17 protein-coding genes and 4 pseudogenes are annotated in these 26,307 nt (G+C 39.8%); 8 read left to right on the top strand and 13 right to left on the bottom strand.

The window, feature by feature from the left end; all coding sequences use genetic code 11:
• Nucleotides 1-51: 51 nt before the first annotated feature.
• Entirely contained in the window at nt 52-768 is a 717-nt protein-coding gene (locus tag IPK31_05805; GenBank protein MBK8087482.1) for an SDR family oxidoreductase, read from the top strand.
• Between the two features lie 322 nt (nt 769-1,090).
• Complete coding sequence (locus tag IPK31_05800) at nt 1,091-2,866, top strand: protein BatD (GenBank protein ID MBK8087481.1); 1,776 nt, start codon at nt 1,091-1,093, stop codon at nt 2,864-2,866.
• Nucleotides 2,867-2,872: 6 nt separating this feature from the next.
• Here the strand turns inward: IPK31_05800 and IPK31_05795 are convergent.
• The 6 genes and pseudogenes from IPK31_05795 to IPK31_05770 form a co-directional block, all read right to left on the bottom strand.
• Nucleotides 2,873-3,970, bottom strand: a pseudogene (locus tag IPK31_05795) (VIT1/CCC1 transporter family protein).
• A gap of 90 nt (nt 3,971-4,060) precedes the next feature.
• Nucleotides 4,061-5,142: pseudogene (locus tag IPK31_05790) on the bottom strand (glycosidase).
• Nucleotides 5,143-5,283: 141 nt separating this feature from the next.
• Entirely contained in the window at nt 5,284-5,997 is a 714-nt protein-coding gene (locus IPK31_05785) for a response regulator transcription factor (GenBank protein ID MBK8087480.1), read from the bottom strand.
• 10 nt (nt 5,998-6,007) lie between these two features.
• Nucleotides 6,008-6,979 carry a two-component sensor histidine kinase gene (locus IPK31_05780; protein ID MBK8087479.1) on the bottom strand — a complete coding sequence of 324 codons (972 nt, stop codon included), beginning with the start codon at nt 6,977-6,979 and terminating at the stop codon, nt 6,008-6,010.
• On the bottom strand, nt 6,979-7,461 hold the full coding sequence (locus IPK31_05775) for a gliding motility lipoprotein GldH (protein MBK8087478.1): 483 nt from the start codon (nt 7,459-7,461) through the stop codon (nt 6,979-6,981). The genes IPK31_05780 and IPK31_05775 overlap by 1 nt, the downstream gene beginning before the upstream one ends.
• Before the next feature lie 107 nt (nt 7,462-7,568).
• The gene (locus IPK31_05770) at nt 7,569-8,447 is read right to left on the bottom strand and encodes a YicC family protein (protein MBK8087477.1); all 879 of its coding nucleotides are present in this window, start codon (nt 8,445-8,447) and stop codon (nt 7,569-7,571) included.
• A 733-nt stretch (nt 8,448-9,180) separates the two neighbouring features.
• Between IPK31_05770 and IPK31_05765 the strand changes: the two genes are divergently transcribed.
• Nucleotides 9,181-10,125 carry a UDP-3-O-(3-hydroxymyristoyl)glucosamine N-acyltransferase gene (locus IPK31_05765; protein ID MBK8087476.1) on the top strand — a complete coding sequence of 315 codons (945 nt, stop codon included), beginning with the start codon at nt 9,181-9,183 and terminating at the stop codon, nt 10,123-10,125.
• Here the strand turns inward: IPK31_05765 and IPK31_05760 are convergent, their stop codons facing one another.
• The 4 genes from IPK31_05760 to pheS all read right to left on the bottom strand — a co-directional run bounded on the left by IPK31_05760 (nt 10,126) and on the right by pheS (nt 14,543).
• Complete coding sequence (locus IPK31_05760) at nt 10,126-11,229, bottom strand: carboxypeptidase-like regulatory domain-containing protein (protein MBK8087475.1); 1,104 nt, start codon at nt 11,227-11,229, stop codon at nt 10,126-10,128. It lies immediately after the preceding gene.
• A gap of 122 nt (nt 11,230-11,351) precedes the next feature.
• Nucleotides 11,352-12,344 (bottom strand): NAD-dependent epimerase/dehydratase family protein, encoded by a 993-nt coding sequence (locus IPK31_05755; GenBank protein MBK8087474.1) that lies wholly within the window; start codon nt 12,342-12,344, stop codon nt 11,352-11,354.
• 67 nt (nt 12,345-12,411) lie between these two features.
• Nucleotides 12,412-13,260, bottom strand: a complete 849-nt coding sequence (locus IPK31_05750) for a 3-hydroxybutyryl-CoA dehydrogenase (GenBank protein ID MBK8087473.1) — start codon at nt 13,258-13,260, stop codon at nt 12,412-12,414.
• Nucleotides 13,261-13,511: 251 nt separating this feature from the next.
• Nucleotides 13,512-14,543 (bottom strand): phenylalanine--tRNA ligase subunit alpha, encoded by a 1,032-nt coding sequence (pheS, locus tag IPK31_05745; protein MBK8087472.1) that lies wholly within the window; start codon nt 14,541-14,543, stop codon nt 13,512-13,514.
• 127 nt (nt 14,544-14,670) lie between these two features.
• Between pheS and IPK31_05740 the strand changes: the two genes are divergently transcribed.
• Together IPK31_05740 and IPK31_05735 are read left to right on the top strand one after the other, a co-directional pair.
• Entirely contained in the window at nt 14,671-15,807 is a 1,137-nt protein-coding gene (locus tag IPK31_05740; protein ID MBK8087471.1) for an arginase family protein, read from the top strand.
• A gap of 19 nt (nt 15,808-15,826) precedes the next feature.
• A complete protein-coding gene (locus IPK31_05735; protein MBK8087470.1) occupies nt 15,827-16,324 on the top strand; it encodes an RDD family protein in 498 nt (165 codons plus the stop codon).
• A 25-nt stretch (nt 16,325-16,349) separates the two neighbouring features.
• Here IPK31_05735 and IPK31_05730 read toward each other — a convergent pair whose 3' ends face one another.
• Together IPK31_05730 and IPK31_05725 are read right to left on the bottom strand one after the other, a co-directional pair.
• Nucleotides 16,350-16,799 (bottom strand): hypothetical protein, encoded by a 450-nt coding sequence (locus tag IPK31_05730; protein ID MBK8087469.1) that lies wholly within the window; start codon nt 16,797-16,799, stop codon nt 16,350-16,352.
• A gap of 30 nt (nt 16,800-16,829) precedes the next feature.
• Nucleotides 16,830-17,822 carry an NAD-binding protein gene (locus IPK31_05725; GenBank protein ID MBK8087468.1) on the bottom strand — a complete coding sequence of 331 codons (993 nt, stop codon included), beginning with the start codon at nt 17,820-17,822 and terminating at the stop codon, nt 16,830-16,832.
• A 134-nt stretch (nt 17,823-17,956) separates the two neighbouring features.
• Here IPK31_05725 and IPK31_05720 point away from each other — a divergent pair, with 134 nt between their 5' ends.
• Together IPK31_05720 and IPK31_05715 are read left to right on the top strand one after the other, a co-directional pair.
• A complete protein-coding gene (locus IPK31_05720; protein ID MBK8087467.1) occupies nt 17,957-19,321 on the top strand; it encodes a D-alanyl-D-alanine carboxypeptidase in 1,365 nt (454 codons plus the stop codon).
• 175 nt (nt 19,322-19,496) lie between these two features.
• Nucleotides 19,497-21,365, top strand: coding sequence for a PKD domain-containing protein (locus IPK31_05715; GenBank protein ID MBK8087466.1), 1,869 nt, complete (start codon nt 19,497-19,499; stop codon nt 21,363-21,365).
• Nucleotides 21,366-21,421: 56 nt separating this feature from the next.
• Here the strand turns inward: IPK31_05715 and mutL are convergent.
• Nucleotides 21,422-23,258, bottom strand: a pseudogene (gene mutL, locus IPK31_05710) (DNA mismatch repair endonuclease MutL).
• Nucleotides 23,259-23,343: 85 nt separating this feature from the next.
• On the opposite strand from mutL, the pseudogene IPK31_05705 reads away from it, so the two are divergent.
• A pseudogene (locus tag IPK31_05705) lies at nt 23,344-26,294 on the top strand (serine hydrolase).
• The last annotated feature ends 13 nt before the right edge of the window (nt 26,295-26,307 follow it).

The following is a 26,307-nucleotide window of genomic DNA, read 5'->3' as shown; positions in this document are numbered from 1 at the left end:
GTAATTTCGGATGCAGGCAAGATCAAACACGAATACCTAAAATTGCATAGCATGAACATTATCATTACCGGTGCTTCCCGTGGAATTGGCAAAGCCATTGCTGAAGTATTTGCTTCTCACGGGCATACATTATACCTGTGTTCAAAGAATGAAGCTGCTTTATATAAAACTGTGGAGGAATTGCTGAATAAATATCCCGGTACAAAAATTAAAGCCAAAGCAAGAGACCTGAGCAGGAAAGAAGAAGTGGAAAATTTCGGGCAATGGTTACTTGATAACGGTATGGCTATTGATGTGCTGGTGAATAATGCAGGAAACTTTTTACCCGGCAGTGTACATAATGAAGAAGCAGGTATGCTGGAAGAAATGATTGCAGTGAATTTATACAGTGCTTATCATCTTACTAGAAAATTATTGCCAACGATGATGAAGCAAAGTGTTGCAGCGGGTTCCCGTGGACATATTTTTAACATGTGCTCTGTGGCTTCCTTAGGTGCTTATGAAAATGGAGGTTCTTACAGCATCAGCAAATTTGCATTGAACGGGTTCAGTCAGAATTTGCGTGAAGAAATGAAAGCTCATCATATTAAAGTGACAGCGGTTTTCCCCGGTGCTGTAATGACTGATTCATGGGGCGATTATGATAATACATCCAACCGGATTATGCAAGCCAACGATATTGCTAAAATGATCTATGCAGCTGCACAGCTTTCGCCACAGGCTTGCGTGGAAGAAATTCTCATCAGGCCGCAACTGGGCGATTTGTAAAGCCTCACCCTCTTATCCCTCTCCAAAGGAGATGGACGGTGCTTTTGTGAAAAAAGCAGACAGCAAATCTTACACATCATCTTTGTACATTCATTGATCATTGAAATCTAATTGCTGAAATGCTTAATTACTATTGTTAAATAAGAAAACAAAGCTCGGCCTCCCTCTCTACCGGAGAGGGAACGAGGGCGAGGCTTCCCCTCTCCATCATTTAACAACCCCTTACAGCAACGGTTGCCGCAAACCAAGGGCCTTGCTTTACATTTGTATTTCCATGATTTCGGTAAAAACATATCAGCCTTTTTTCCTGCTCCTGTTTTTGATGTGTTCAATTACTGCTGTATCTGCACAGGTAAAATTTTCAGTAATACCCAGTAAAACTGTTGTGCGGCAACATGAAATTTTTCAATTGCAATTTGTGGTAGAGGGAGCAACAGAAGTAGACGAATTTAAACCGCCTGCTTTTCGCAATTTTGAACAACTGAGCGGATTAGATCAGTCAACCGGATGGACATGGGTGAACGGTTCTCTTTCAGAATATGTAAGCTATACCGTAACACTCCGTGCAAAACTGAAAGGCAAGCTGCCCATTGCATCGGCTGTTGTAAGAGCAAAAGGTAAACTGCTTACATCAGCACCATTTGTGATTGTTGTAATTGATGCTGCAACTACTGACCAGGCATCAACTTCACAGGAGGAAGAAAAACCGGATTATTATTTAATGCCCGGTGAAAATGTAAAAGATAAGGTTGCAAAAAACCTGTTTATACGTGCAACAATTGATAAACATACCTGCTATGTGGGTCAACCTATCCTTGCTACCTTCAAATTATTTACCCGCCTCGACAGTGAGTCAAAAGTTTTAAAGCGTCCTTCACTAAATGGTTTTTCTGTAATTGATCTGGAACAGCCGGAAGCAGGGATTTTTTCAAAAGAAATGGTGAATGGGAAATTGTTCAACTGTTACCTCATCCGAAAAGTACAGCTGTTTCCATTGCAATCAGGATTGCTCATCATTGAACCGGTGGAGATTGAGAACATTGTGCGGATGATCAAAGTAAAAACCAGGAACAGCAAAGAAACCAGCAGCTGGCTCGATGCTATGATGGAAAAAATGAAAGACAGTGAAATCAGCAGTGATGATATTATCCAGGAAAAACTGACATTGAAAAGTGATGAACTGAAAGTAAATGTGCTGGAACTTCCTGAAAAAGATAAACCTGAAACGTTTAACGGTGCAGTGGGAAAATTTACAATGGAAGCAGGTTTGCTGAAGAATGAAATTGCAGCGAATGATAATGCAACTCTCCGTATTATCATTAAAGGAAGCGGAAATATTCCAATGATAACTGTACCGACAGTCAACTGGCCTGCAGGTGTTGATTCCTTTGAAGCAAAGCTGAATGAAGAGATTGACAAAACAACATCACCCATCAGCGGAACAAAAACATTTGATATTCCGTTTTCAGTTTCAAAAAGGGGGTTGATTCAAATACCCGCTGTCAGGTTTTCTTATTTTGATGAAAAAACAAAATCGTACGAAACAATCACTACAGATACTTTACAACTGAATGTAACTGCAGCAGTAAAACAGAAGGTTATTGTCAATACAAATGATCCTGTTACAGCAAAGGAAGAAACCGGTATGGATTTATGGCTGGCAGGTGCAGGTGGCTTTGTTTTATTAGCAGGTGGCATTTTCTTTTTTGTTACAAGAAAGAAAAAAGAGGTGAAAGAATTTGCTGCTGTTATTGAAAAGGAAGTGGAGGTAAAACCAAGGATGACTGTTGCTGAATTTTTACAACCCGCTGTTTATGTACAGGATGGATTGCATCATAAACAGTTTTATACCTTGCTGATGGAAGGGGTTCGGCAATTTTTTAATGACAGGTTAAGCCTTCAATTGAACAGCAATGGCAATTCACATATCATTGAAGCTTTAAAACAAAAGCACTGTACTGATCTTGCCGAACAATTTCAGCAAATTATATCCGGTTGTGAAATGGTTGTGTTCAGCGGTGTTGTCATGAATGATTCAAAAGATCAGTTACTGCAACAGGCAGTTGAATTAATGACTGAAGCTGACAGAAGAATTTGATTTTATTTAACCGGCTAAGGATACTCCAATTAGTTTACCAATTCCAAATGTAATGGCAGCGGCAGCTAATCCAAACAATACCTGTCTGAAACCGGAGTACCATACATTTTTTCCGGTGAATAATGTGATGGCAGCACCTATTAAAAATAATCCAACTGCACTTCCTGCAACACTGACAATGATAGCAGGTGTGCCGCTCATAAACATGAATGGTATAACAGGAATTACTGCACCAATGGCAAATAAGATAAATGAATAAATGGCGGCTTCTGCTGCAGAGCCTTTTAATTCTTCTGCATTAATACCTAATTCTTCTTTCACTAAAAAAGTCGTGTGCCTGTGCTTTATCTTTCATTAATTCGGCTGCCATCTGGTTTGCCTGTGCTTCTTCAATTCCTTTGGCCATATAGATCAATGCAATTTCTTTTGCTCACCTTCAGGGTTAGCATCCAGTTCATCCATTTCCAGCTGCATTTGGTTTTCATATAACTCCTGCGAACTTTTTACAGAGATCCATTCACCCAATGACATGGAAAGTGCGCCTGCTAATAAACCGGCAAGTCCTGCAAGCAATACACCCTGCTGTCCGGCTGTTGCACCCGCAATACCCATTACCAGGCTGAAGTTTGAAACCAAGCCATCATTGCCTCCAAGCACAGCTGCACGAATGGCATTACCACCAACAGAACGGTGCTTTTTTTCAAAACGTGAAAGATGCTTGCCCGATACATCTGTTTCTTTTTCAAGTAATGTGCGGAGAATCTTTACATGGGTTGTTTCTGCACCGGTAATCTGTTCTTTGTTTTTCTTTTTAGTTTGAATGACTGCATTGGCAATACTTTTCTCTGTATCCATCAATACACCCAGCACATAATCATAACCGAATATTTTACCAATAAAGTTTAAGGTGTTTGCACGCCAGGATGGGCCAGGTAATTGATTGGCAGGAATATTTTCTTTTGCAGCAAATGCCACTGCATGCCCGTTTTCAATTTCACTCATTTGCCTGAATACATTGGCAACAGTTGGGTCGTCCTCATGCTGTGCAAGTTTTCCGTAAAGAAAAGAAGCGTCTATTTCGGTTTGAACGTTTTTGAGATTCATGAGCTTGTTGTAAGAACCGAAAGTACGTAAGTTCTTATCATTTTATTCTGATGGAGATTGGAGGCTTGACTGACTTTGAAAAGTCACTTTTTATTCTTTAACTGCTACAGCTATTTTTGAATCAGCCGTACCATAATACAGGAACCATTTTTTTTGAAAAACACCAACCCTTCCACAAAGCAAACTTCATTTACCTCGCCTACTTTTTCATACTCTTTATCGGGTTGAATAAAATTGGTTTTTGTTCGATCAATTAATTTGTAAGGATGATCCTTGCCGAACAATGCCTGCCCTGCACTGTACGTATACTTCGGCATACTGCTGTCGTTGAAGTTGGCCGCATTGCTTCCGTTATAAATTAAAAGAACACCTTCCTCTCTCAATAATGCAAAAGGACCGGGTTCAACCAAACGACTGTCAAAATAACCCATGCGTGGGTGAAGCACAGCGATCTTCTTTTTGCTTTCTTCATTTTCAGCAGCGGTCCAGTGAATCAAATCATCTGATGAAGCAATGAACAGATCCGTATCTCCAAAATACATCCAGTACTTCCCATTGATTTTTGTGGCGATGATTTTTTCACCGGTTTGTTTAGCAACAATGGCTCCTGACTTTGACCAGAGATCTTTATACTTTGCATCGCTTAAAACGAATCCATGTTTGGTCCATGTTTTCAAATCTTTGGATGTGGCAAGACAAAGCCTTGCTGTTTTTCCATCATAAGAAGTATAAGTGAGAACATAAGTTCCATCTTCACTTTCCACCAGTCTTGGATCTTCCACGCCGCCATTCCATTCATATTGTTTCATGTTATCTTCGGCAGGAAAGAAAACCGGTTCCGGGAGTTTGGTAAAATGCAAGCCATCATCACTTACTGCAAGACCAAGACGAGAAGTCATGTCATGATCCTGTGCACGGTAAAGCAAATACACTTTGCCATCTTTTACAATGGCTGATGGGTTTAATACATTACGTTCCTCCCAGTTCACAGTTTGTTTGCTGATGGGACAATTGAAGTGCTGAGTAGAATCGGGTTGAAGAATGGGATTAAGACTATCTACTTTTACAAAGTTGAGCATGGCCCAGCTGTTGGCAGCTGATTCCTGCTTTAGAGTTTGTTCCCGGCAACTGATGAAAAGAATGAAGGGGAGAAGAAGATGGCAGTGTTTCATAATACTCTTACTGTTGTTGAAGTAAGGTAATGAAATCGTTTGGCTTGTTGAAGAAAGTATGTGTGGTTAACTTGGCAAAGTTCATTGAGATAAACAGGGGAAATTCTTACCTGCTGCAAACTTTACAATTGTTACGGTTCCTTATGCTTCATTCACAAACCTGTACCCAACCCCTCTTGCCGAATGGAAATAAACAGGGTTGCGGCTGTCTTCTTCAAAATACTTGCGGAAGTTGAGTATGAAGTTATCAATGGTTCTTGTGGTAGGGTACACATTATAACCCCAAACCTGCTGTAAAATCTTTTCACGGGTTACCACTTCGTTCTGGTTTTCAATGAGCAGCTGCAGCAGCATGTTTTCTTTTTTGCTCAGCTGAATTTTTTCGCCTTTGAAGTTGGTGGCTTCCTGTGCTTTAAAATCAATACTGTTCTTACCAAACTTGTAGGTATCGCCAATGCTGTCCTTATCGTGAATTTTTTTATTCTTATGAATCAGTTTCTCTACCCGCAGCAGTAATTCTTCGAGATTAAAAGGTTTGGTGAGATAATCATCTGCCCCTTTCTTTAATCCCAAAACCCTGTCGTAGGATGTATTCTTGGCGCTCAGTATCAGAATGGGAACCTCGTTTTTGCGGATGCGTATACTTTCTGTAGTACTGATGCCATCCATTTCAGGCATCATTACATCCATAATGATGAGGTCGAAGTATTCATTTTCTATTGCTTTGAGGGCTGCAACTCCATCGTTGGCTGTTGTTACTTCGTACCCTTCCAGTTCAATATTTAATTTCAATGCATCCTGTAAATGCTCTTCATCTTCTACCAGTAATATGGATGCCTTATTCGAACCGTTCATGTTTGCTTGTTTAAAACTGAATCACAAAAATACTCCCACTTGGGGTATTATTCATCACAAAGATATCGCCATTATGCTGCTCAATGATTTTTTTGGTTAAATACAGACCTAACCCTGTTCCTTTTGCTTTTCTTGTATTTTCACTACCACTGCGGTAAAACTTCTGAAAGATTTTTCTTTTCTCTTCATCTGCAATCCCGGGCCCTTCATCACTTACTTTTATCTGGATATGATATTCATCTTCCATCAAATCAACGTAAACAGGGCTTTCTTTAGGCGCATATTTCAATGCATTATCAATCAGGTTGCTCAGTGCAATCTGCATCAGCAGTTCATCCCCATCTATATAAAGGTCTTTATCTGCGGTAGCTTCTATTCTTCTTTGTGGGAACCGGTTCTTGTAATCATTCACAACTGTTTCAACAATATCAGCCAGGTTTAACTGTTCATTCTCCCGCTGAAAAGTTTTCTCTTCCATTTGAGAAGCCAGCAAAATGTTATTGGTAAGAATATTCAGGCGGTTGGTTTCTGACAAAGCACTAAGCAGTAATTTCTGTTGCTGTACATCATCCAGTTTTCGCCTGAGTAATGTTTCCAGGCTTAACCTTGTGGTGGCGATGGGCGTTTTTAATTCGTGTGTAATGGCCATCATGAAGTTTTGCTGCAGGGATGATACTTCAATCTGTTTGCGGATAGAGCGGTAAACAAAACCGGCACCGGTTACTATTAACGCAAGAAACGTTAATCCCTCTCCGGCAAATTTTGCTGTTTGTCTTTTCCTGTACTCTTGTAATTCTTTCTGTTTAATAATGTATTGGGGATCATCTTTTTTGAGTAAGAGTAATTTCAGGTCGCTCATCTCACTGCTTTGGCGTTCCAGTGAAACAAACCACCATATAAGCGCTGCTAGTATATAAATAAACAGGATCCAGAACCAGAAAGAAAAATTTCCAAAGCGAAAAACTTTATTGGTGTAGGCCATTAGTTTGCTTTTTCAATGCGAATGCCTGCATTCATAATATGAAGAAGTGGATTATCACGCATGGTTTGCTGTAAACGAATGCTATAGCTTCCCTGTTTTGTAAAACGGATATTGCTGAATAAAGGGTAACGTACTTCCCAGATATCATTCATGCCCGTTCCGATCCATTCACCGTTTTGATTTTGAAGGGTCAGTTCAAAACGTTCTTTCTGAAAACTGCTGTCGCCCGGTTGACGGGTTGAAATAAATAGCCAGATGTTTTTATAAGAATATGCATCTGTATGCCGTAGGGTTACAAAAACATTATAAGGAGAAATCGTATCGGTTATTGTAAAATTGATTTCAGGCTGGTTGCTGTAACTCCATTCGTGCCCGGGGATCTGAACATTTTTTTCAAAAGTATCCATACTGGTACAGGAAGAAAAGCCGATGGACAATAAACTAAATGTAACAGCAAAGAGAAGGACTGACTGATGTTTCAAGCGGAATATTTTTACAAATGTAATGCGGAAGAAATAGAAAATCCAAAACCCGGGAATAAACTTGACGGGTGAAAGACTGCAACATCCTGAAACCTTACCTGAAGAACTTACAGCACATTCAACACCTGTTCTTTTGCTTTCTCCAGTTCGTCTTTCATTAGTACCACTAATTTCTGAATGGCTGTATCATATGCTTTCGCTCCGGTTGTATTGATCTCACGGCCAATTTCCTGCAATACAAAACCGAGTTTCTTTCCTTTTGACTCACCTTCTTCTTTCAGTATGTTAATGAAGTATTCGCAGTGGTTGCGGAGACGAACCTGTTCTTCACTGATGTCGATTTTTTCGATATAATAGATCATCTCCTGCTCCAGCCTGTTGGCGTCATAGTTTTCTTTTCCGAGCTGTTCTTCCATTTTACGACGGAGCTCTTCTTTCATTTTTACCTGGCGGGCAGGTTCCAGTGCAGTTATTTTTTCCTGGTGACTTTCTATATTCCTGATTCGCTCAATCAAATCTTTTTCCAATGCGGCGCCTTCCAGTTTGCGGTGGTTATTGATTGCTTCCAGTGCTTTCTTCAGTATTTCTCTGAACTGTTCCCATTGTTCTGTACTTAACACATCGGTATTGGGTACTACTACATCAGGCAGGCGAAGCAGGGCAGCTACAACATATTCACTGAGTTGAATATTTAAATCGGCAGCTACTTCTTTCAATGGCTGAAAATAGGCTTTGGCCATTTCTTTATTGATGGTGATGGCGCCATTGCCTCCATTCTGTTTCAGCATAATGGTACAATCAATAGTACCACGCATTAACTGTTCTGATAAAAGGCTGCGGATGTTAAATTCGTAAGGACGTAATAACGGCGTAAGTTTTAAATTCAGTTCGAATTGTTTTCCGTTGAGGGATTTAATTTCTACTAAAAAGGTTTTATCTCCTGTTGCCTCCTCCATTCTACCAAAACCTGTCATTGATTTTATCATAACATACTTTTCAGCAAAGTAACGTATTTCGTCTGTTTATAGATATTTTATTGCCTGTTGAATTACCTGTAAGGATAAAGTAAACATAGCCTGAAAGGGTTATCCTGTTTTGAAATTATTCATCTGCATCTTCATTAAATGAGGAAACTTTTGTTGCAGGTGAAGCAGTTGTTTGACAGAAAGAATGAAAAAAACGGGAAATGATGCAAAAGAAAAAGCCCGGAAGAAACCGAGCTTTTATGATGGATGGGTTAGTAAGTATCAGGAAATTTCTTTCCCGTCACAATATTAAAAATAAATTCTCCGATTATAAAAATTTTTCCAAATTATTTTATTCACATTTTTTGATTGTTTGTGGAAAATAGCTACATGTTTTTGATTCTGTTTGAAGCAATTTTTTTTAAGAAATAAATGATTCGTTCAATGATTGCTTTGAATTTTTTTTCAATGGAGGGAAATTGTTTCTTTTGAAATCTTTACCAGTCAATAGTTTCAGCGGATTGAATTTATATAGAAATAAAAAGAACAGATACATTCAGATGAATAATTTATGTAAACAGAAAAACTCAATCAACTTTTTTCAGCGCATTTATCAGCAAAAAAAGGGGGATAAATAATTTTGCAAAATTTATCCCTGAATGGCTGTTTCCCGCTTAAAACAGGGAAAACGGTTAAAATGAAACGAAGTCCTCTATCAATGTGAAAGCATATTACCTTTGGGAAAAATCAGTATATGAAGTTTCCTTCACCGGTAGCGGTACAATGGATAGCAGAATTAATCGATGCGAGAGTTACAGGAAATGTAAACGGACAGGCAACCGGGATCAATGAAATACATAAAGTGGAAGCGGGTGATCTTGTGTTTGTTGATCACCCGAAATATTATGATAAGTGTATTAATTCAGCAGCATCCTTTATTATTATTAATAAAGAAGCAGATGTGCCGGAGGGAAAGGCATTGCTCATTTGTGCTGATCCATTTGAAGCGTATGTAAAAATTGTCAGGCATTTCAGGCCGTTTACGGTATCTCATCAACTCATCAGTGAATCAGCAACCATTGGTGAAGGAACAGTTCTTATGCCCGGTGCATTTGTAGGACATCATGTTAGCATCGGAAAGAATTGTATCATTTACCCCAATGTTTCCATCAATGATTATACGGTTATTGGAAATAATGTAATCATTCAATCAGGTACAGTAATCGGCAGTGATGCATTTTATTACAATACCAAAAAGAACCGTGAGGTATGGTATAAAAAAATGGAAAGCTGCGGAAGAGTGGTGATTGAAGATGATGTGGAAATTGGTGCTGCATGCACTATTGATAGAGGAGTGAGTCATGATACAGTGATTGGCCGTGGTACTAAATTTGACAACCAGGTTCATATCGGGCACGACAGTATTATTGGGAAAAACTGTTTGTTTGCTGCTCAGGTTGGAGTAGCGGGTGCAGTTAATATTAAAGATGGTGTTGTATTATGGGGTCAGGTAGGTGTAAGTAAAACCTTAACCATCGGAGAAAATGCAGTGGTGTTTGCACAAAGCGGCGTACCTGATTCGATTGAAGGGAACAGAACTTATTTTGGAACACCTGTTGAAGATGCTCTGCAGAAAAAAAAGGAATTGGTTTGGGTAAAACGTATTCCTGAAATGTGGGAGAAACTCAAAAATTTATAATCAGGGAAACTCAGGTTTTTCTGCAGGCCAGTAATCATAAGGCAACTGATCAGCTAAATTTTTCCAGGCCCAGTAACCGCTGTTGATTACTTCTGTCTGGTTATAAAAGAAACCATTCTCTGTAATCACAAATCCATTTAAAAACTCAAGGGTTGATAATTGTTCCTTAGCGGTGACGGGATATTTATTGGCAATCAGGTATTCTTTTTCCATGGGTTCAAGCACATACGCCACACGGTATTTCCCAAACAGGCTGATCTCTTTATCTACACTGTCGACCAGTGCATACACAGCAGAATCATATGGATTTTCAAGCGAGCTTATTTTCATTTTGCCGGTTGTACTGTCGGTATAAATTTCTTCCAATGCAAATCCATTTTCTTTCAGCGTACTGTCGTAATAGCAACGCATAAAATGCAGACGAGAACCATAGTACGCTTTCTCCCTGTTCTGTAACCAGGTTGTTTTTTGTTCTGCAGTTGAATCCAGTTCGGTATAAAATGCAACACCTACATAAGCGCTGAACTTAGTTGTATAATCATAAATAAAGGAATCGAGCTGGTATTGAATTTTATAACCCAGCGCATAGTTCATAATAACTACCGGCTGTTCTGCTTTTATTTTAAGACGATTCTTCTTTTTTGAAAAATAAAACTTTAATCCTTCCGGGTTTTCAATAGTGCATTGTTTGGCAAAGGGAGAAGTGCCGATAAAATAATCAGTGAACTGTTTGCCGTATTTGGTCCAGCCATCTTTTACTTCGGTAGTGGCCTGTATCACCACTTCTTCCATTTTCTTTTCTTTTTTCTTCAGCGCTATATTCAGTTCATTACTGTTATCCTGTGAGGAACTGATGCGGATACTTTCACTTTCAAAACCGGTATATGATATCACCAGGTTATGTCCGCCAGCCGGTAACTCCATCTTAAACTCGCCATCCTTATTGGTAATGGTTCCTTTAGTTGTGTTCTGGCAAAGTACAGATGCTCCTTCCAGTGGAAGCTTGGTACTGTCGTCAATTACTTTTCCTTTGATATAAAAATAAGATTGTGCTGAAGCCGAAAAGGAAATAAATAAAAAGAGAAGGGAATAGATTGTTTTCATTCGATATTGTTCTGAAAGCTAAAATAAACAATTTTCAGGCCAGAGGAAATAAACGGGGGAGATTGGCTCTTCTTTAAGAAGAGATAGCGAAAGAATACATGAGAAGATGGTAAAATTCCATCTTATTTCTTTAACCTGTACTGATCAACCAGCCAGTTACATGTACGTTCAATACTTTCATCAACAGGTGTAAACTCGAAACCGGGCAATGCATTTTTTATTTTACTGCTGTCGAAGAAAGTAGTTGCCTGTGCAGTATTGGCTGTTTCTTTTGTAAGAAGTGGTTCTTTACTGCTGAACATTGCTTTCACTGCTTCCATTCGCCACACAAGTTCACCCATCCAGGGTTTTGCAAAACGTTGTGGCGGTTGTTTGCCAAAACTGTTGGCGATTTTTGTAAAGAGTTGCTGAAAGGTAAGATGTTCATTACTCAGCAAAAAACGTTCAGCAGTAATATCACTATGCATTAACTGTATCATTGCATCGGCTACATCTTTTGCATCAACAAAACCTGTTCCGCCTGTTGTGTACCAGGGAAATCCTTCCCACATTTTTTTAAAGATTGCAACCGAGCCGTTTTCCCAGTTCGATTCACCAAGTATAACGGATGGATTTACAATCACTGCATTTAATCCTTCGCTGATGGCACGCCATACTTCGAGTTCAGAAAGATATTTTGATTTACCATAGTGAGAATTGTTGGTCTCTTCTGTCCATTCTGTTTTTTCAGTTAACTGTTCGCCCTGTCGTTTGCGGCCGATAGCAGCAACTGAACTTACATGCACAAACTTTTCAATTTTATTTTCCAGCGCAATGTTGACCATATTGGCTGTTCCTTCAATATTGATCTTATACATCTGTTCTCTCCGGCTGGAGTGATAAGAAACAACAGCAGCACAATGATATACCTGGCGGCAATCTTTCATGATGTCATCCAGTAAAGAAGTGTCCAGTACATCACCTTTGATCCATTGAATCTTTCTTTTTTCTTCTTCCGTCAGCAACAAAGGCATAGAAGTACGGTACAATGCTTTAACCGGCACTTCATGCAACTGAAGCAGTTGTTTCAGCAAAGCCGAGCCTACCAATCCTGCGCCGCCGGTAACGAAAATCATGTTGTAATGGATAGTTTAAAAAATAGAAATGTAAAATTAGGGATGTGGCATGACTATCAATTATCAATTATTCAGTATAACTGTAGTAGCCCTTTTTGGTTTTTCTTCCCAATTCACCTTGTTCTACCTTTTCTTTTTGAATAGGTGATGGTTTTAACCGTTCGGGTTTGCCAAGCTGCTCATATACACTGCAGCTTACAGCATAGTTAATGTCATTGCCAATGAGATCCATGAGTTTAAACGGGCCCATTTTAAAACCACTTGCTTCCATGAGTGCATCAATAGTTGCATAATCGGCAACAGCATCTTCAACCAGTTTCAGTGATTCAATATAATAAGGTCGAGCAACACGGTTAACAATAAATCCCGGAGCATCTTTACATACAACCGGCACTTTATTCATTTGCCTGGCTAATTCAACCAACGCTGCAATTACTGCATCATTTGTTTGATCACCTTTTACCACTTCCACTAATTTCATGATTGTTGCCGGGTTAAAGAAATGCATTCCTGCTACCCGTTGAGGCTGCACAATTTTTTGCTGCAACTGAGAAATAGAAAGGGAAGATGTATTACTGGCAAAGATTGTTTCACTGTGATTGATCTCTGCCAGTTGATTAAAGAGGGCAATCTTTGCTTCCAGTTTTTCAATGATGGCTTCAATGATTACATCAGCAATACAATTGTTGATGTCGTTGATGTATTGCAGATTTCCGTTGATGTTCCTCCGTTGCTCCTCCGTTATTTTTTGTTTCTGAACAAGGCTATCTAGAGTCTGCTTAATGGATACTTCAGCTTTCTGTAACACATCTGTGTTCAGATCAAAGAGAATGGTATAGATACCGCTTTGTGCTGCGGCCTGTGCAATACCGCTGCCCATTGTTCCTGCACCGCAAACGCATAAAGTCTGAACCATGATTTTTAGGATTAACAGGATTTATGGGATGATGTCTGAATCTTTAATTAGTAAAACAAGGAGTATAAAGAAGCAGGAACAGTTGAACTTTAATCAGGATAGTAGCTGAGTTCTGTTAATCTTATTAATCGATCCAAATCAAGGTTCAGACAATTGATGAATCAGAATTAATGAACGTACAAGAGTGCGACGCAACAAAAGTTTAATAGCAGTACAACAGCTGATAACCACAAACTAAAAACTACAAACTGTTACACCGCCCCCGTAAACTGTTTCAAAAACCGCACATCATTTTCACTGAACAGTCGAATGTCTTTAATGCCGTACTTCAGCAATGCAGGACGTTCAATGCCCATACCAAATGCAAAGCCTGAATATTTATTGCTGTCGATGCCGCAGTTCTCCAACACTTTGGGATGCACCATTCCGCAACCTAAGATTTCTAACCAACCTGTTTTTTTGCAAACATTACAGCCTTCGCCATTGCAGAGTAAACAGCTGATGTCCATTTCAGCACTTGGTTCGGTGAAGGGGAAATAAGAAGGACGGAAACGAACCTTCACATCTTTGCCAAACATTTCCTGTACAAAGAAATACAGTGTTTGTTTGAGATCGGCAAAGCTTACTTTTTCATCTACATACAAACCTTCCACCTGGTGAAAGAAGCAATGACTTCTTGCAGAGATGGTTTCGTTGCGGTATACACGACCGGGAGTTATAATACGGATAGGCAGCTTCCCTTTTTTCATTTCATGGATCTGCACATTACTTGTATGTGTGCGCAGGAGCCATGCAGGATCGGTGCTGATATAAAAGGTGTCCTGCATATCACGGGCAGGATGATTTTCAGGAAGATTTAATGCGGTGAAATTATGAAAGTCGTCATCGATTTCCGGTCCTTCGGCTACGGCAAAGCCTAAACGCTGAAAGATGTTTACTATACGGTTACGCATTAAGCTGATAGGATGACGGCTGCCAACAGGCAATGCATCACCGGGCAGAGTGAGATCAATATTATTTTCAGCTGCAGCTTCTCCGTTACCGGTTAAGGCTTTCCATTCTTCATATTTGCCTTCAGCAAATTGCTTGAATTCGTTCATGATCTGACCAAAGGCTTTCCTCTGTTCATTGGCAACATTTTTCATTTCGCCCATGAGCGATTTTACCAGTCCTTTGGTACCAAGAAATTTAATACGGTATTCTTCCAAAGCTTTGGCGCTGTCAATCTGCAAAGTCTCAATTTCTTTGCGTAAAGTCTCAATCTGTTGTAACACCTGTTCCATGCCGCAAAGATAAGGGTTCGCCCTGATGGCAGTATACCGATGGCCGATGGCAGAAAGAAACTAATACGGCCATCAGTCAACTATCATCGGCCATCTTTTATTATGTTTGCCACCGAAACGGAACTACATGAATGATTCAATGCTGATTAAAGACTTTCTGCAACCTCTTGATTTACCCGTTATTCTGGGCGATGATGAGTTGAATAATGCACAACTGGGATCTCATATAAAAAGTTATGCCTCTTCCTTTCCTGATCTTGAACTGGCTGATATTGTTTTTTTGGGAATTACCGAAGAACGGGGAACGGGTAATGGTGTTTCGAATGGAGCAGCTCCCGACCTCATCCGTAAAAATATCTACCGGCTGTACAACTGGCATCCCGATGTGCAGATTGCTGATATAGGAAATATTAATTCAGGTGCTTCTTTAAACGATACTTATGCAGCCGCCAAAGCGGTGATAGCTGAAATGATTGCTGCAAAAAAAACAGTGGTTATTTTAGGAGGCAGTCATGATTTAACCCTTGCACAGTATGGGGCTTATGTTCAGCAGGAGCAGATCATTGAAGCAAGTTGTGTAGATGCATTTATAAACCTGAATATGGAAACAAGATTAAGAAGTGAAAATTTCTTAATGGAAATGCTCACGGGTGAACCGAATTTTATCCGTCATTATAATCATATCGGTTTCCAGAGTTATTTTGTACATCCCAATATTCTGCAGACAATGGATCGGCTACGTTTCGATTGTTTCCGTGTAGGTGTGGTAAAAGATGCACTGGAAGAAATGGAACCGGTAATCCGCAGTTCGAATATGCTCAGTATTGATATGGCAGCAATGGCACATGCTTATGCTCCTGCCAACAGAACAACTCCGAATGGTTTAAGCGGTGAAGATATGTGTACGCTTACACGTTTTGCCGGGTTGAGTGAAAATTTAAGTACCCTTGGTATTTACGGGTACAATGCAAAGAATGACCTGTATGAACTGACTGCCATACAGGCTGCACAGATGATCTGGTATTTTATTGATGGCAAAAGCAAATCAAAAACGGAAGCGGCTATTAAAGACAGGCACCAGTTTACAGAATATCATACAACCATTTCTGAAACAGATACGGTTTTTCTGCAAAGTAAAAAAACAGGAAGATGGTGGATGCAGTTACCCAACCAGAAATTTATTGCCTGCAGCGGAACAGATTACCAGCTGGCCATCCACAGTGAAATACCTGAACGCTGGTTGAGGGCACAGGAAAGAGATTAATCATCCGGAAACTATAAAAATGGAAAGTAATCAACAACACTCAGGCTCCGACTTACTGACTGATATGCAATATCAACTCGTACAGGCAAGCACGGACAAGCGTTTTGTAAATTTCCTTATTGATAGGGTATTATTTATTTTGATTGTAGTTGGCGGTACTTATGCTCTTGCGTCTTCATACCCGGAAGCTTTTTCGTGGATTGATGACAGCAGTATCGGCTTTAATATTATTGACAGATTGATAACTATGATACTGTACGGATTCTTCATGTTTGCCTGTGAAGCATTGTTCAGGGGGAAATCATTAGGTAAATTAATTACCGGAACAAGAGCAGTAAATCAGGACGGAACGCCCATAACCATACAAACAGCTTTGATGCGTGGATTAAGTCGAATGGTTCCTTTTGAAGCATTCTCAGCTTTAGGTACACCAAGCTTTCCCTGGCACGACAAATGGACGAGTACCTATGTGATTGATGAAAAAAATTCAAACTACGGGTTAAGAATTACAGAGTAATTAATTTTCGAACTGTATTTAACTTTTATACTACTTCTTCAATAATATAACCGGTTCCGTTAAATTCAATTGAATCGCCCTGCTTTACATGCATCAATTGTTTGCCCAATGGAGATTCAGGTGATAATGCAATGATTAACTGTTCATCCACTGTTATTTTTCCAAGACCAAGACAGATAAAAAAATATCCTTTGTTCGTTTTTACCAGGCTTCCACTAACAACCTGTTCCGGATGAAGTGAAGAGTCAATTTTTTCCAGCACTGCTTTTTGTTTCAAAGCTTCACTAAGTTGCCTGCTGCTGTTTTCCTGTTCAATTTGGAGCATGGCTAAAGCCGTTTCATGTTTATCGCCTGCTGTACTTTTTGTTTCATCAGCTGCACTGTCAGTGAGATCATGCAACGTTTTTTGCAACAGGATTATTTTATCATGCACATGCAGAACATACTGCTGAAATATTTTTTCTTTAAACGTCATGAACAAATTATATATGAATTCTTTTCAAAATTAAACCAGTTCTTTTGCTTTCCTGATCTGGTATTCACTGCCCATGATGATCAGGCGCTCACCTTCATTAATAAAATAATCAGGTTGCGGATTGAGTGTATAGTTGTTTTTATTTTTAATGCCCAGTAAGGTGCATCCGCAATTTTTCCAGAGGTCCAGGTCTCCAAGTGAAGTAGCATTGTTTGCAATAATTTCTTCCACTTTAAACTCTATTGTATTTCTTGTCCCCATGAGTGAAAGAAGTTCCGCTACATCTGGGATCAATACCATTGTAGCCATGTGGGCGCCTCCAATTTTATCGGGCATAATTACATTGTTGGCCCCTGCAACACGTAGTTTATTTACACTGCTGTCCTGTGATGCACCGCTGATGATAACGATGTTTGGATTTAACTGTCTTGCCGTTAACACCATAAATAAATTATCAGCATCAACCGGCATGGTGGCAATAATGGCCCGTGCCCGTTCAATACCGGCTTCTTTCAATACCTCATCTCTTGTTGCATCTCCTTTAACAAAATGGTGTACAGTAAACGGAAGGGTTAACGGCAGATCATGTTTTTCTTCAAGAACCACAAAAGGGATGTGATTGTCATGCAGTACCTGTGCACATTCAGTTCCATTACGGCCAAATCCGCAAACAATGACATGATTATTCAGATTGTGAATGGCGTTGTCCATTTTCAAGTGTTTATATTGACGAATAAATTCCCCGTCGAGTAAATAGCGGGTAAGGAAAGTAACAAAGAAGGTGAAGGCACCGATATTAACAATAATAATAAGAATGGTAAATACTCTTCCGGCAGTTGATAAAGGCTCCACTTCCATATAGCCAACTGTACCGATTGTTATTACTGTCATATACAGGGCATCAAGAAAAGAATACCCTTCAATGATCATATAACCAGCAGTACCAATAAGGATAAGAATAAAAAATAAACTGAGCGGAACCAGTAAGCCTTTAAAATAGTTCAATCGTTTCAGCCAGTACATATCTAAAATTACGCAGTTAGCAATGGATGGCAAAGTGAAGTGAAAGAAACTTGTATATTTATTGCATGGAACAAAAAAGTACAGGGGTTAAGATTAAAATTTTAAGGGCTGGTGGTTATGCTGTCAAATCTTTTTTGCACAGAGGCCTTTATACTTCTTACCTCTTACTTCTTACTTTTTTCCTCTTTCTTTCCTCCTGCTCCACCCAGCAAAAGCTGTCGAAAGAATTAAAGAAAAACCTGCTGAATGATTCTGCATTCAACAATGCATTTGTGGGGGTTGCTGTTTATGATGTTGAAAAGAAGCAGTTCCTGTATCAGCATAACAGTAATAAATATTTTGTACCGGCCAGTAATATCAAGCTTCCAACATTGTATGCTGGTTTGAAATATCTGGGCGACAGCCTTATTGGATTAAAGTATACCGAACAGAAAGATACATTGTTTCTGCAACCAACAGGAGATCCTACTTTGCTGCACCCTGACTATAAACAAAACCCTGTCATTGATTTTCTGAAACAGCAGAATAAAACAATGGTCATCACGAACAGTAACTGGAAAGCTGAGGCGTTAGGTTATGGCTGGGCCTGGGATGATTATTTGGGTTCGTATATGGTTGAACGCAGCCCTGTGCCGGTATATGGAAATATTATTAAATGGATTCAGCAGCGCAGTATTGAAAAAGAGGAAACAGGGAATGATACCTCCTTATCTGTATTCACCGATCCGGAAATTAACTGGGATGCAAACTTTTCAACAAAGAAATCAGCAGCATTTGATGTAACCAGGCCACGAACAGAAAATGTATATACCATTCACGAAGGAAAGGAAATGAAACGGGAACTGGAAGTACCTTTTGTTACCAATGGACTTCAAGCAACACTTGAATTACTGAAAGATACTTTGCATAAGGAGATTACTGAATTCAATTATCAAATCTCCAAAAATCCTGAGCGGAGTCGATGGACCAATTTCCAAATCATCCATTCGCAACCCAGCGATTCCATGTTCAGGCCGCTGATGCACCGGAGCGATAATTTCTTTGCTGAACAAACACTGATGATGGTCAGTAATATTTTGTTGGGGTATATGGACGAACAGAAGCTGATTGACACATTACTTAAAACTGATCTGAATGGGTTTCCTCAAAAACCCAAATGGGTGGATGGGAGTGGCTTAAGCCGGTATAATTTATTTACACCCGAAGATTTTGTATGGCTGCTGGGTAAAATGAAAGATGAATTCGGGTTAGAGCGGTTGAAACTGCTCCTGCCAACCGGTAACGAAGGAACCCTGCGTAATTATTATAAAGATGAAACCGGGTTGATCTTCGCTAAAACGGGCACTTTAAGCGGACATGTAGCGTTAAGCGGTTTTCTTATCACCTCAAAAAACAAACTGCTCATCTTTTCTGTACAGGTGAACAATCACTACACTTCTGGCACGGCTGTTCGAAGGGCCGTTGAAAAATTCCTGCAAAAAATTCGCAAAGAGAACTAAGATTTTCAAAAAATATTTTAAAGGCCGGGCAGCATTTCTTTTTGCCGGGGGAACTAATATACAGTACCCTTTGAAAATATCCTGATTGCTGGATCTCATCCGTAAAAGACAGCACACATAATCCAAACTTGTCCGCCGAAGCTTTACGCACAGGCGGATTTTAAACCACTCTATTATGAAGAAGTTTATTTACTCTTTCATGGCTCTGTTTTGTTTATTCATAACAGCAGCGAAAGCACAAAACGATCCCTGCGCCGGTAAAGCAAATTTTCAGCTGACGATTAACGGGAGCACAGTTAAGTTTTATTCCATCAACACAACCAGTTACCCCTTATTCCACAGCTGGCATTTTGGTGATGGATCATTATCTGATGCAGCCAACCCGGTGCATACCTATCAGTTGCCGGGCACTTACCGTGTGGTGCATTATATTAAGGATACAGCAAGAAACTGTTACGATTCAGCAGTAAAGGAAATTACCATTGCTGCTTCATGTGATCTGCTTCAACCGAAGTTTGAATGGAGAAGAGATTCTTCAAATCCGGCAAAGATCATTTTCATGAATTACTCTCAGCCCAATGCTCCTCCAACTGTAATTCTTTATAAATGGAGTTTTGGTGATGGTACTTCATCCTCTGAAAAAAATCCTGTTCATCTTTATACAGCACCCGGCCAGTATAATGTTTGTTTAACCATACGTTATGCCAATGCCAACTGTGAAAAAACATACTGCAGCATTGTTACAGTTCCGCCAGCCTGTGATTTTCAACCTTACTTCAGCTGGACAGCTGATGCGGCAAATCCTTTGACAATAAAGTTCACCAATCAAACTGCTGTAACAAGCGCCACTGCGAAAATTAAATGGAGTTTTGGTGATGGTACTTCAAGTGCCGACTGGAATCCAACACATACTTATACAAAAGCAGGAGTTTACAATGTTTGTATCAGGGTTGAACTCAGTCCAAACTGTGTGAAAGAAATCTGTAAGCAGGTTGTAGTAAGAAGCTGTGATATGGAAGCTGGCTTTACATGGGTACTTGACAGTGTTCTTCCAATGCGGGGTGTAAAATTCTGCCCATTACCTTCTGTACTTACTGTAATGCCTTTAAGTATTAAGTGGAGTTTTGGCGATGGTACTTCAAGTACTGAATACAGTCCATTCCACCAGTATCAGCAACCTGGTACTTACAAAGTTTGTATGAGGATTGAATTCTTCGCAGGTTGCGTAAAAGAAGTTTGTAAAGAAGTGGTTATTCCTGCACCAGTTGGTTGCGAACAGCTGAGCCTGTTTAAGATTGAACGGATCAGTGCAGAACCAAACACATTTGTATTCAATGCAGAGTTCAATAACTCAACATTAAAATATACCTGGACCTTTGGTGATGGTACAGGAGCGATTGGTCCCAATGCAAAACACAAATATGATCGCCCGGGCCGTTACAATGTTTGCTTAACTGTATACCGTGGTGATAATTGTGCATTCACAACCTGTAAAGAAATAGTGGTTGGTCAATTGAGTTGTGAGCAGACTTTTGTAAAATATGAATACCAGCGTCTCAACTCTGCGGGCAATGTAATTAAATTTAAAGCTGTCAGCAATCAGCCAATTCTTTCACAGTACTGGACAATTTATAAAAGCAACAGCACCGTTCCTGTAATTATCAATGCAGTTGATCCAACTTATACATTTCAGGATACAGGATGGTACAAAGTATGTTTGCGTGCAATTACCGTGAATGGTTGTGTAAAAGAATACTGTGAAGCAATCCGTATTCAGCAGGTTCCTTCTGTATGTACGTTGCAGATCATGCCAAACCCTGTAACCACAACGGCTAATTTCAAAGTACAGGTTGAAACTCCGCAGGTGGTAATTGCTTCCATCATTGATATAACCGGGGTAAGAAAAGCAGTGTTTTATTTGAATGCAACTGCCGGTATCAATGCATTTGCTATACCAACAGGAACACTTCCAACAGGTTATTATACACTGGAAGTAAAAATCGGTAACCGGGTTTGTACCGGACGGTTTCAGAAAATAAATTAAGACGGGATATTTGTTTATAGTGAAGGGCATCGTAATGATGCCCTTTTTTTGTACGGTTATCGACCAAACATTTTTTCCAGCTCTTCTTTTTTCAGTTCCATATAAACCGGAACACCATTGGAAGTTGCATTAGGTGTTGAACAGTTAAATAAATCTTCCACCAGCTGTTTCATTTCTTTTTGTGAAAGTGAATGGCCGGGTTTAATACTGTGCTGCCTTGCCAGTGAACGGATCAGTTTTTCCCGTTTGGAAAATTTGAGTTCGCTTGTATAATGTTTAAACTGTTCAAGTAATAATTCAATGGCCATGCTTTCATTCCCCTGTTCAATATCAGCTGGAGTTCCCTGTATTACAAAAGTGTCTTTTCCGAAAGGTTCAATATGATAACCGAGCTGATGTAAATCTGTGAGCAGATCCTGCAATAAAATAGAATCCTGTGGTGATAGTTGTAATGTTGATGGGAATAAACTTGTTTGTGTAGCAACAGCTTTTCCATCAACAGCCGTTAAATATCGTTCATACAACACACGTTCATGTGCATTCTGCTGATGAATCAACATCATGCCTTTATTAGTAGATGCAAGAATGTAGGTATTGTGCAGCTGTGTAAAATCCTGTTCAGGAATGAGTGGACTTTGATTGCCGGCAAAAGATGATTGAATTCCCTGGCTTTCATACTGCTGATTAACGACTTTCGACTCAGGGCTTTCGACTCTTTCGTTCCAATGCTTCAACTCACTTTTCTGCTGCGGATCAATTTTATGTGCAGCATGTTTTTGCGTGAAGGTTTGATATAAAGAGGAGGAGGATACCTGTGATTTCTGCTGTTCAGTAAATGGCTTGCTCACCGCATCCAAACCCTGGATGGTTGGATCAATATCAAAATCCAATGTAGGCGTTATACTGAATTGTGCCAATGCATGTTTTACTGCCGATTGTACAAACGCATAGATGATCTTCTCGTCTTCAAATTTTATTTCCTGCTTGGTAGGATGTACGTTGATATCCACCTGTGCAGGATCCAAATCAATGAACAATACATAAGTGGGGAAACTATCTGTCGTAATCATTTCCTGGAAAGCACCTGCTACTGCATGATTGAGATAAGCACTTTTAATAAAACGTTTGTTTACAAAAAAGTACTGATCACCTCTTGTCTTCTTAGCTGTTTCAGGTTTACCAATGAAACCAAAGATGTTCATGTAATCAGTCTGCTCTTCAACTGAAACTAATTTTGCATTGTATTGATTGCCGAGCAACTGAACAATGCGCTGCTTGAGTGTTCCTTTTTCTAAATGAAATAATTCCTGTCCGTTGGCTGAGAGTGAAAAGAAAATCTCCGGATAAGCCATGCTCACACGGATAAACTCATCCACTATATGCCGCATTTCGGCTGCATTGCTTTTCAGAAAATTTCTGCGTGCAGGAACGTTGAAGAATAAATTCTTCATGGCAATGCTGGTACCATTGACAGTTGCAACAGGTTCCTGTTTTATTACAATACTGTTTTCAATTTCAATAAAAGTGCCTGTAGTATCTGTTGCTTTTTTTTGTTTTGATCTCCACCTGTGCAACAGCTGCAATGGAAGCCAGTGCTTCACCACGAAAGCCCATGGTTTTGATGCGGAACAGATCATCAATTTCCCTGATCTTGGAAGTGGCATGACGTTCAAATGCCATTCTTGCATCAGTTTCACTCATGCCCACACCATTATCAATCACCTGGATCAGTTGTTTTCCTGCGTCATTAATGATGAGTTGAATTTCGGTTGCACCTGCATCCACAGCATTTTCCAGTAATTCTTTCACCGCACTGGCGGGTCGCTGAATTACCTCGCCAGCTGCAATCTGGTTAGCAATATGATCGGGCAATAATTGAATGATATCAGGCACTTACACTTCCTCCTTTTGAAGCGGCAAAAATACGGCTCTTCAACCAACCGGCGCAGGATAATTCGTTATCTTTAGCTGATTCGTAATGAAGAAAATAAGAATGAAAAAATTACTTTTATCTGCCGCCGTATTGCTTTCCGGTTATTTCGCTTTATCACAAACTAAACAGGAACGGGCCAAACGCTGGGCCGACAGTGTGATGCAAACTCTTACAAATGATCAGAAGATTGCACAGCTCATGATCATCAGGGCACATAGTAATTTAGGGGCAGCACATGTTAAACAGGTAACTGATCAAATTAAAAAATATAATGTTGGCGGACTCTGTTTTTTCCAGGGTGGACCGGTTCGGCAGGCCAATCTTACCAACTATTATCAAAGCATTGCACAAACACCTTTGCTGATTACGATTGATGGCGAATGGGGATTAGGGATGCGGTTAGACAGTGTGATTTCTCTACCACGTCAATTAATGCTGGGTGCTGTGCAGGATTCTGCGTTAGCCTATCAATACTGAAAGCTGATTGGTGAACAATGTAAGCGCATGGGCATACAGGTAAACTTTGCTCCGGTTGTTGACGTCAACAACAATCCAAACAATCCCGTAATCAATGACCGTTCTTTTGGCGAAGACAGGTATAAAGTTGCACTGTTTGGTGTGCAGTGTATGAAAGGTATGCAGGATGTTGGAGTGATGGCATGTGCTAAACATTTTCCCGGTCATGGTGATACAGATACGGACAGTCATCTTGATCTGCCGGTGATTAATAAAACAAGACCGCAATTAGATTCACTGGAATTATATCCTTTCCGTGAACTTTTTCATAACGGGGTAGGCAGTGTGATGATTGCTCACTTGTATATTCCTGCAATTGATAATACAAAAAATGTTGCCACTTCACTTTCGTATAATAATGTAACAAAACTGCTGCGTGAAGAACTTCAGTACAAAGGATTAACATTTACAGATGCATTGGAAATGCAGGGAGTAAAAAAGTTTTTTCCTGATGGACAGTCAAGCGCACAGTCGCTGATTGCAGGGAATGATTTGCTTTGTTTGCCCGGTGATGTTCCTGCTGCTATTAAGAAAATTAAGTATGCAATCAAAAAGAAAAAACTTCACTGGTCTGATATTAACAGCAGGTTAGAGCGTGTATTAATAGCAAAATATTTATATGGATTGGGTGAATTGAAACCAATTGATACTAACAACCTTGCGAATGATTTGAATGCAAATACAGAGAACCTGAAACGGTTTATTACTGATAAATCCATTACGTTACTGAAGAATGAAAAAAATGTGTTGCCATTATCTGCTGCAACGATGTCGTTCATGAACAAAGCAACCAATGAACAGCGTAAGATCGCTTACGTGGCAATTGGGATAACGGCAGATAATGTGATGATCAAAAAGATGCGGGAAGAATTGAAAGCAGATGTGTTCTTCTTTTCTTATAAAAAAGATGCCGGTACTATTTTGTCGCTCGTTGAACTGCTCAAACATAATTACCAGCAGGTAGTTGTTGGCGTGCATGCTTACAGCCGCAGACCACAGAATAATTTTGGCATGAGCTCATCTTCTGTTCAGTTGGCCAGCCGTTTACTGGAATTGCCGAAATCTGTTTTGCTTGCTTTTGGGAATCCTTATGCGATGAAAAATTTCTGTACTGCGAAGAACAGTATGGTTTGTTATGAAGATGACAGTATTACACAGGCCTCAGCATTTGATATTCTTACAGGTAAGTTAATGCCAATGGGTAAATTACCTGTTACAGTTTGTGATGAATTGACATTCGGAACAGGACTTGAATACGCTGAAGTGAAAGCTGCCATATTGCCTGTTGAAAAAATAGATGAAACAAAATTTGCAACAGTTGATTCTATTGCGGCGGACGCCATTGAAAAAAAAGCAGCACCGGGTTGTGTGGTGCTTGCAGTGAAAGATGGAAAGATTGTTTTTGAAAAAGCATATGGATATTATACCTATGAACAGGCTGAACCGATGACACTTGAATCCGTGTTTGATATGGCATCTGTAACATAGATTTGTGCAACTACGCTTTCTGTAATGAAACTGTATGAAGAAGGGAAACTTGATCTGCAGCAAAAGCTCGGCTATTATCTTCCTTGGGTGAATGGAACCAACAAACAGGATCTGGTGATTCATGATATACTGCTGCACCAGGCAGGGTTGAAATCGTACATTCCTTTTTTCAGGGAAACGATGGATACAGTGAGCGGCGTTCCTTTTCAAAATCTTTATACTAATGGACCGGCTGAAGAATACGATGTTCGTGTAGCTGATAATTTTTATATGCGAAGAGATTGGGTTGATACCATGAAGCAGCGTATTCTGCAAAGTGACCTCGGGCCTTTTGGAAAATATGTGTACAGTGATAATGATTTTATTTTCTTAGGCAGAATCGTTGAGCAGATTACCGGAATGACACTGGATGAGTATGTACGCAAAACATTTTATGAACCATTGCATTTTCAGGCAACCGGTTTTTTGCCATTGCAGCATTTGCCTATTAACCGTATTGTGCCTACAGAAAGAGAAGAAAAATTTCGCCGTCAGTTATTAAGAGGTGATGTGCATGATCCCGGTGCAGCCATGTTTGGTGGTATTGCAGGACATGCAGGATTGTTCAGTACCGCTTATGAATTAGCTGTATTACTGCAGATGCTCAACAATGGTGGAACGATTGGCAATAAAACATTCTTTAAACCTGAAACCGTACAGCTCTTTATTTCTTACGGAAGCCCCAACAGCAGAAGAGGATTGGGCTTTGATAAACCGGAGAAAGATAATCTTACAAGGAAGGATCCTTATCCTGCTTTGAGTGTATCGCCTTCAACATTTGGGCATACTGGTTATACAGGTACAGGTGTATGGGCCGATCCGGAAAATAAAATCGTGTACATTTTTTAAGCAACCGTGTACACCCTGATGGCGGTACCAATACAAAATTACTGACGATGAATGTAAGGGGGAAGATTCAGGATGCGTTGTACAAAGTAATACTGAATCAGTAAAACCCAAATAGAA

The organism is Chitinophagaceae bacterium, from assembly GCA_016713085.1.
Classification (GTDB): Bacteria; Bacteroidota; Bacteroidia; order Chitinophagales; family Chitinophagaceae; genus Lacibacter.
Note: the sequence above shows the minus strand (reverse complement) of the source record. Positions and strands in the feature narration are given on the sequence as shown.

Bases quoted from the DNA above. Each gene is read 5' to 3' on its own strand.
- IPK31_05805 (MBK8087482.1), top strand. From the start codon at position 52: ATGAACATTATCATTACCGGTGCTTCCCGTGGAATTGGCAAAGCCATT.
- IPK31_05800 (MBK8087481.1), top strand. From the start codon at position 1,091: ATGTGTTCAATTACTGCTGTATCTGCACAGGTAAAATTTTCAGTAATA.
- IPK31_05785 (MBK8087480.1), bottom strand. From the start codon at position 5,997: ATGAACGGTTCGAATAAGGCATCCATATTACTGGTAGAAGATGAAGAG.
- IPK31_05780 (MBK8087479.1), bottom strand. From the start codon at position 6,979: ATGGCCTACACCAATAAAGTTTTTCGCTTTGGAAATTTTTCTTTCTGG.
- IPK31_05770 (MBK8087477.1), bottom strand. From the start codon at position 8,447: ATGATAAAATCAATGACAGGTTTTGGTAGAATGGAGGAGGCAACAGGA.
- IPK31_05765 (MBK8087476.1), top strand. From the start codon at position 9,181: ATGAAGTTTCCTTCACCGGTAGCGGTACAATGGATAGCAGAATTAATC.
- IPK31_05760 (MBK8087475.1), bottom strand. From the start codon at position 11,229: ATGAAAACAATCTATTCCCTTCTCTTTTTATTTATTTCCTTTTCGGCT.
- IPK31_05755 (MBK8087474.1), bottom strand. From the start codon at position 12,344: ATGATTTTCGTTACCGGCGGCGCAGGATTGGTAGGCTCGGCTTTGCTG.
- IPK31_05750 (MBK8087473.1), bottom strand. From the start codon at position 13,260: ATGGTTCAGACTTTATGCGTTTGCGGTGCAGGAACAATGGGCAGCGGT.
- pheS (MBK8087472.1), bottom strand. From the start codon at position 14,543: ATGGAACAGGTGTTACAACAGATTGAGACTTTACGCAAAGAAATTGAG.
- IPK31_05740 (MBK8087471.1), top strand. From the start codon at position 14,671: ATGAATGATTCAATGCTGATTAAAGACTTTCTGCAACCTCTTGATTTA.
- IPK31_05735 (MBK8087470.1), top strand. From the start codon at position 15,827: ATGGAAAGTAATCAACAACACTCAGGCTCCGACTTACTGACTGATATG.
- IPK31_05730 (MBK8087469.1), bottom strand. From the start codon at position 16,799: ATGACGTTTAAAGAAAAAATATTTCAGCAGTATGTTCTGCATGTGCAT.
- IPK31_05725 (MBK8087468.1), bottom strand. From the start codon at position 17,822: ATGTACTGGCTGAAACGATTGAACTATTTTAAAGGCTTACTGGTTCCG.
- IPK31_05715 (MBK8087466.1), top strand. From the start codon at position 19,497: ATGAAGAAGTTTATTTACTCTTTCATGGCTCTGTTTTGTTTATTCATA.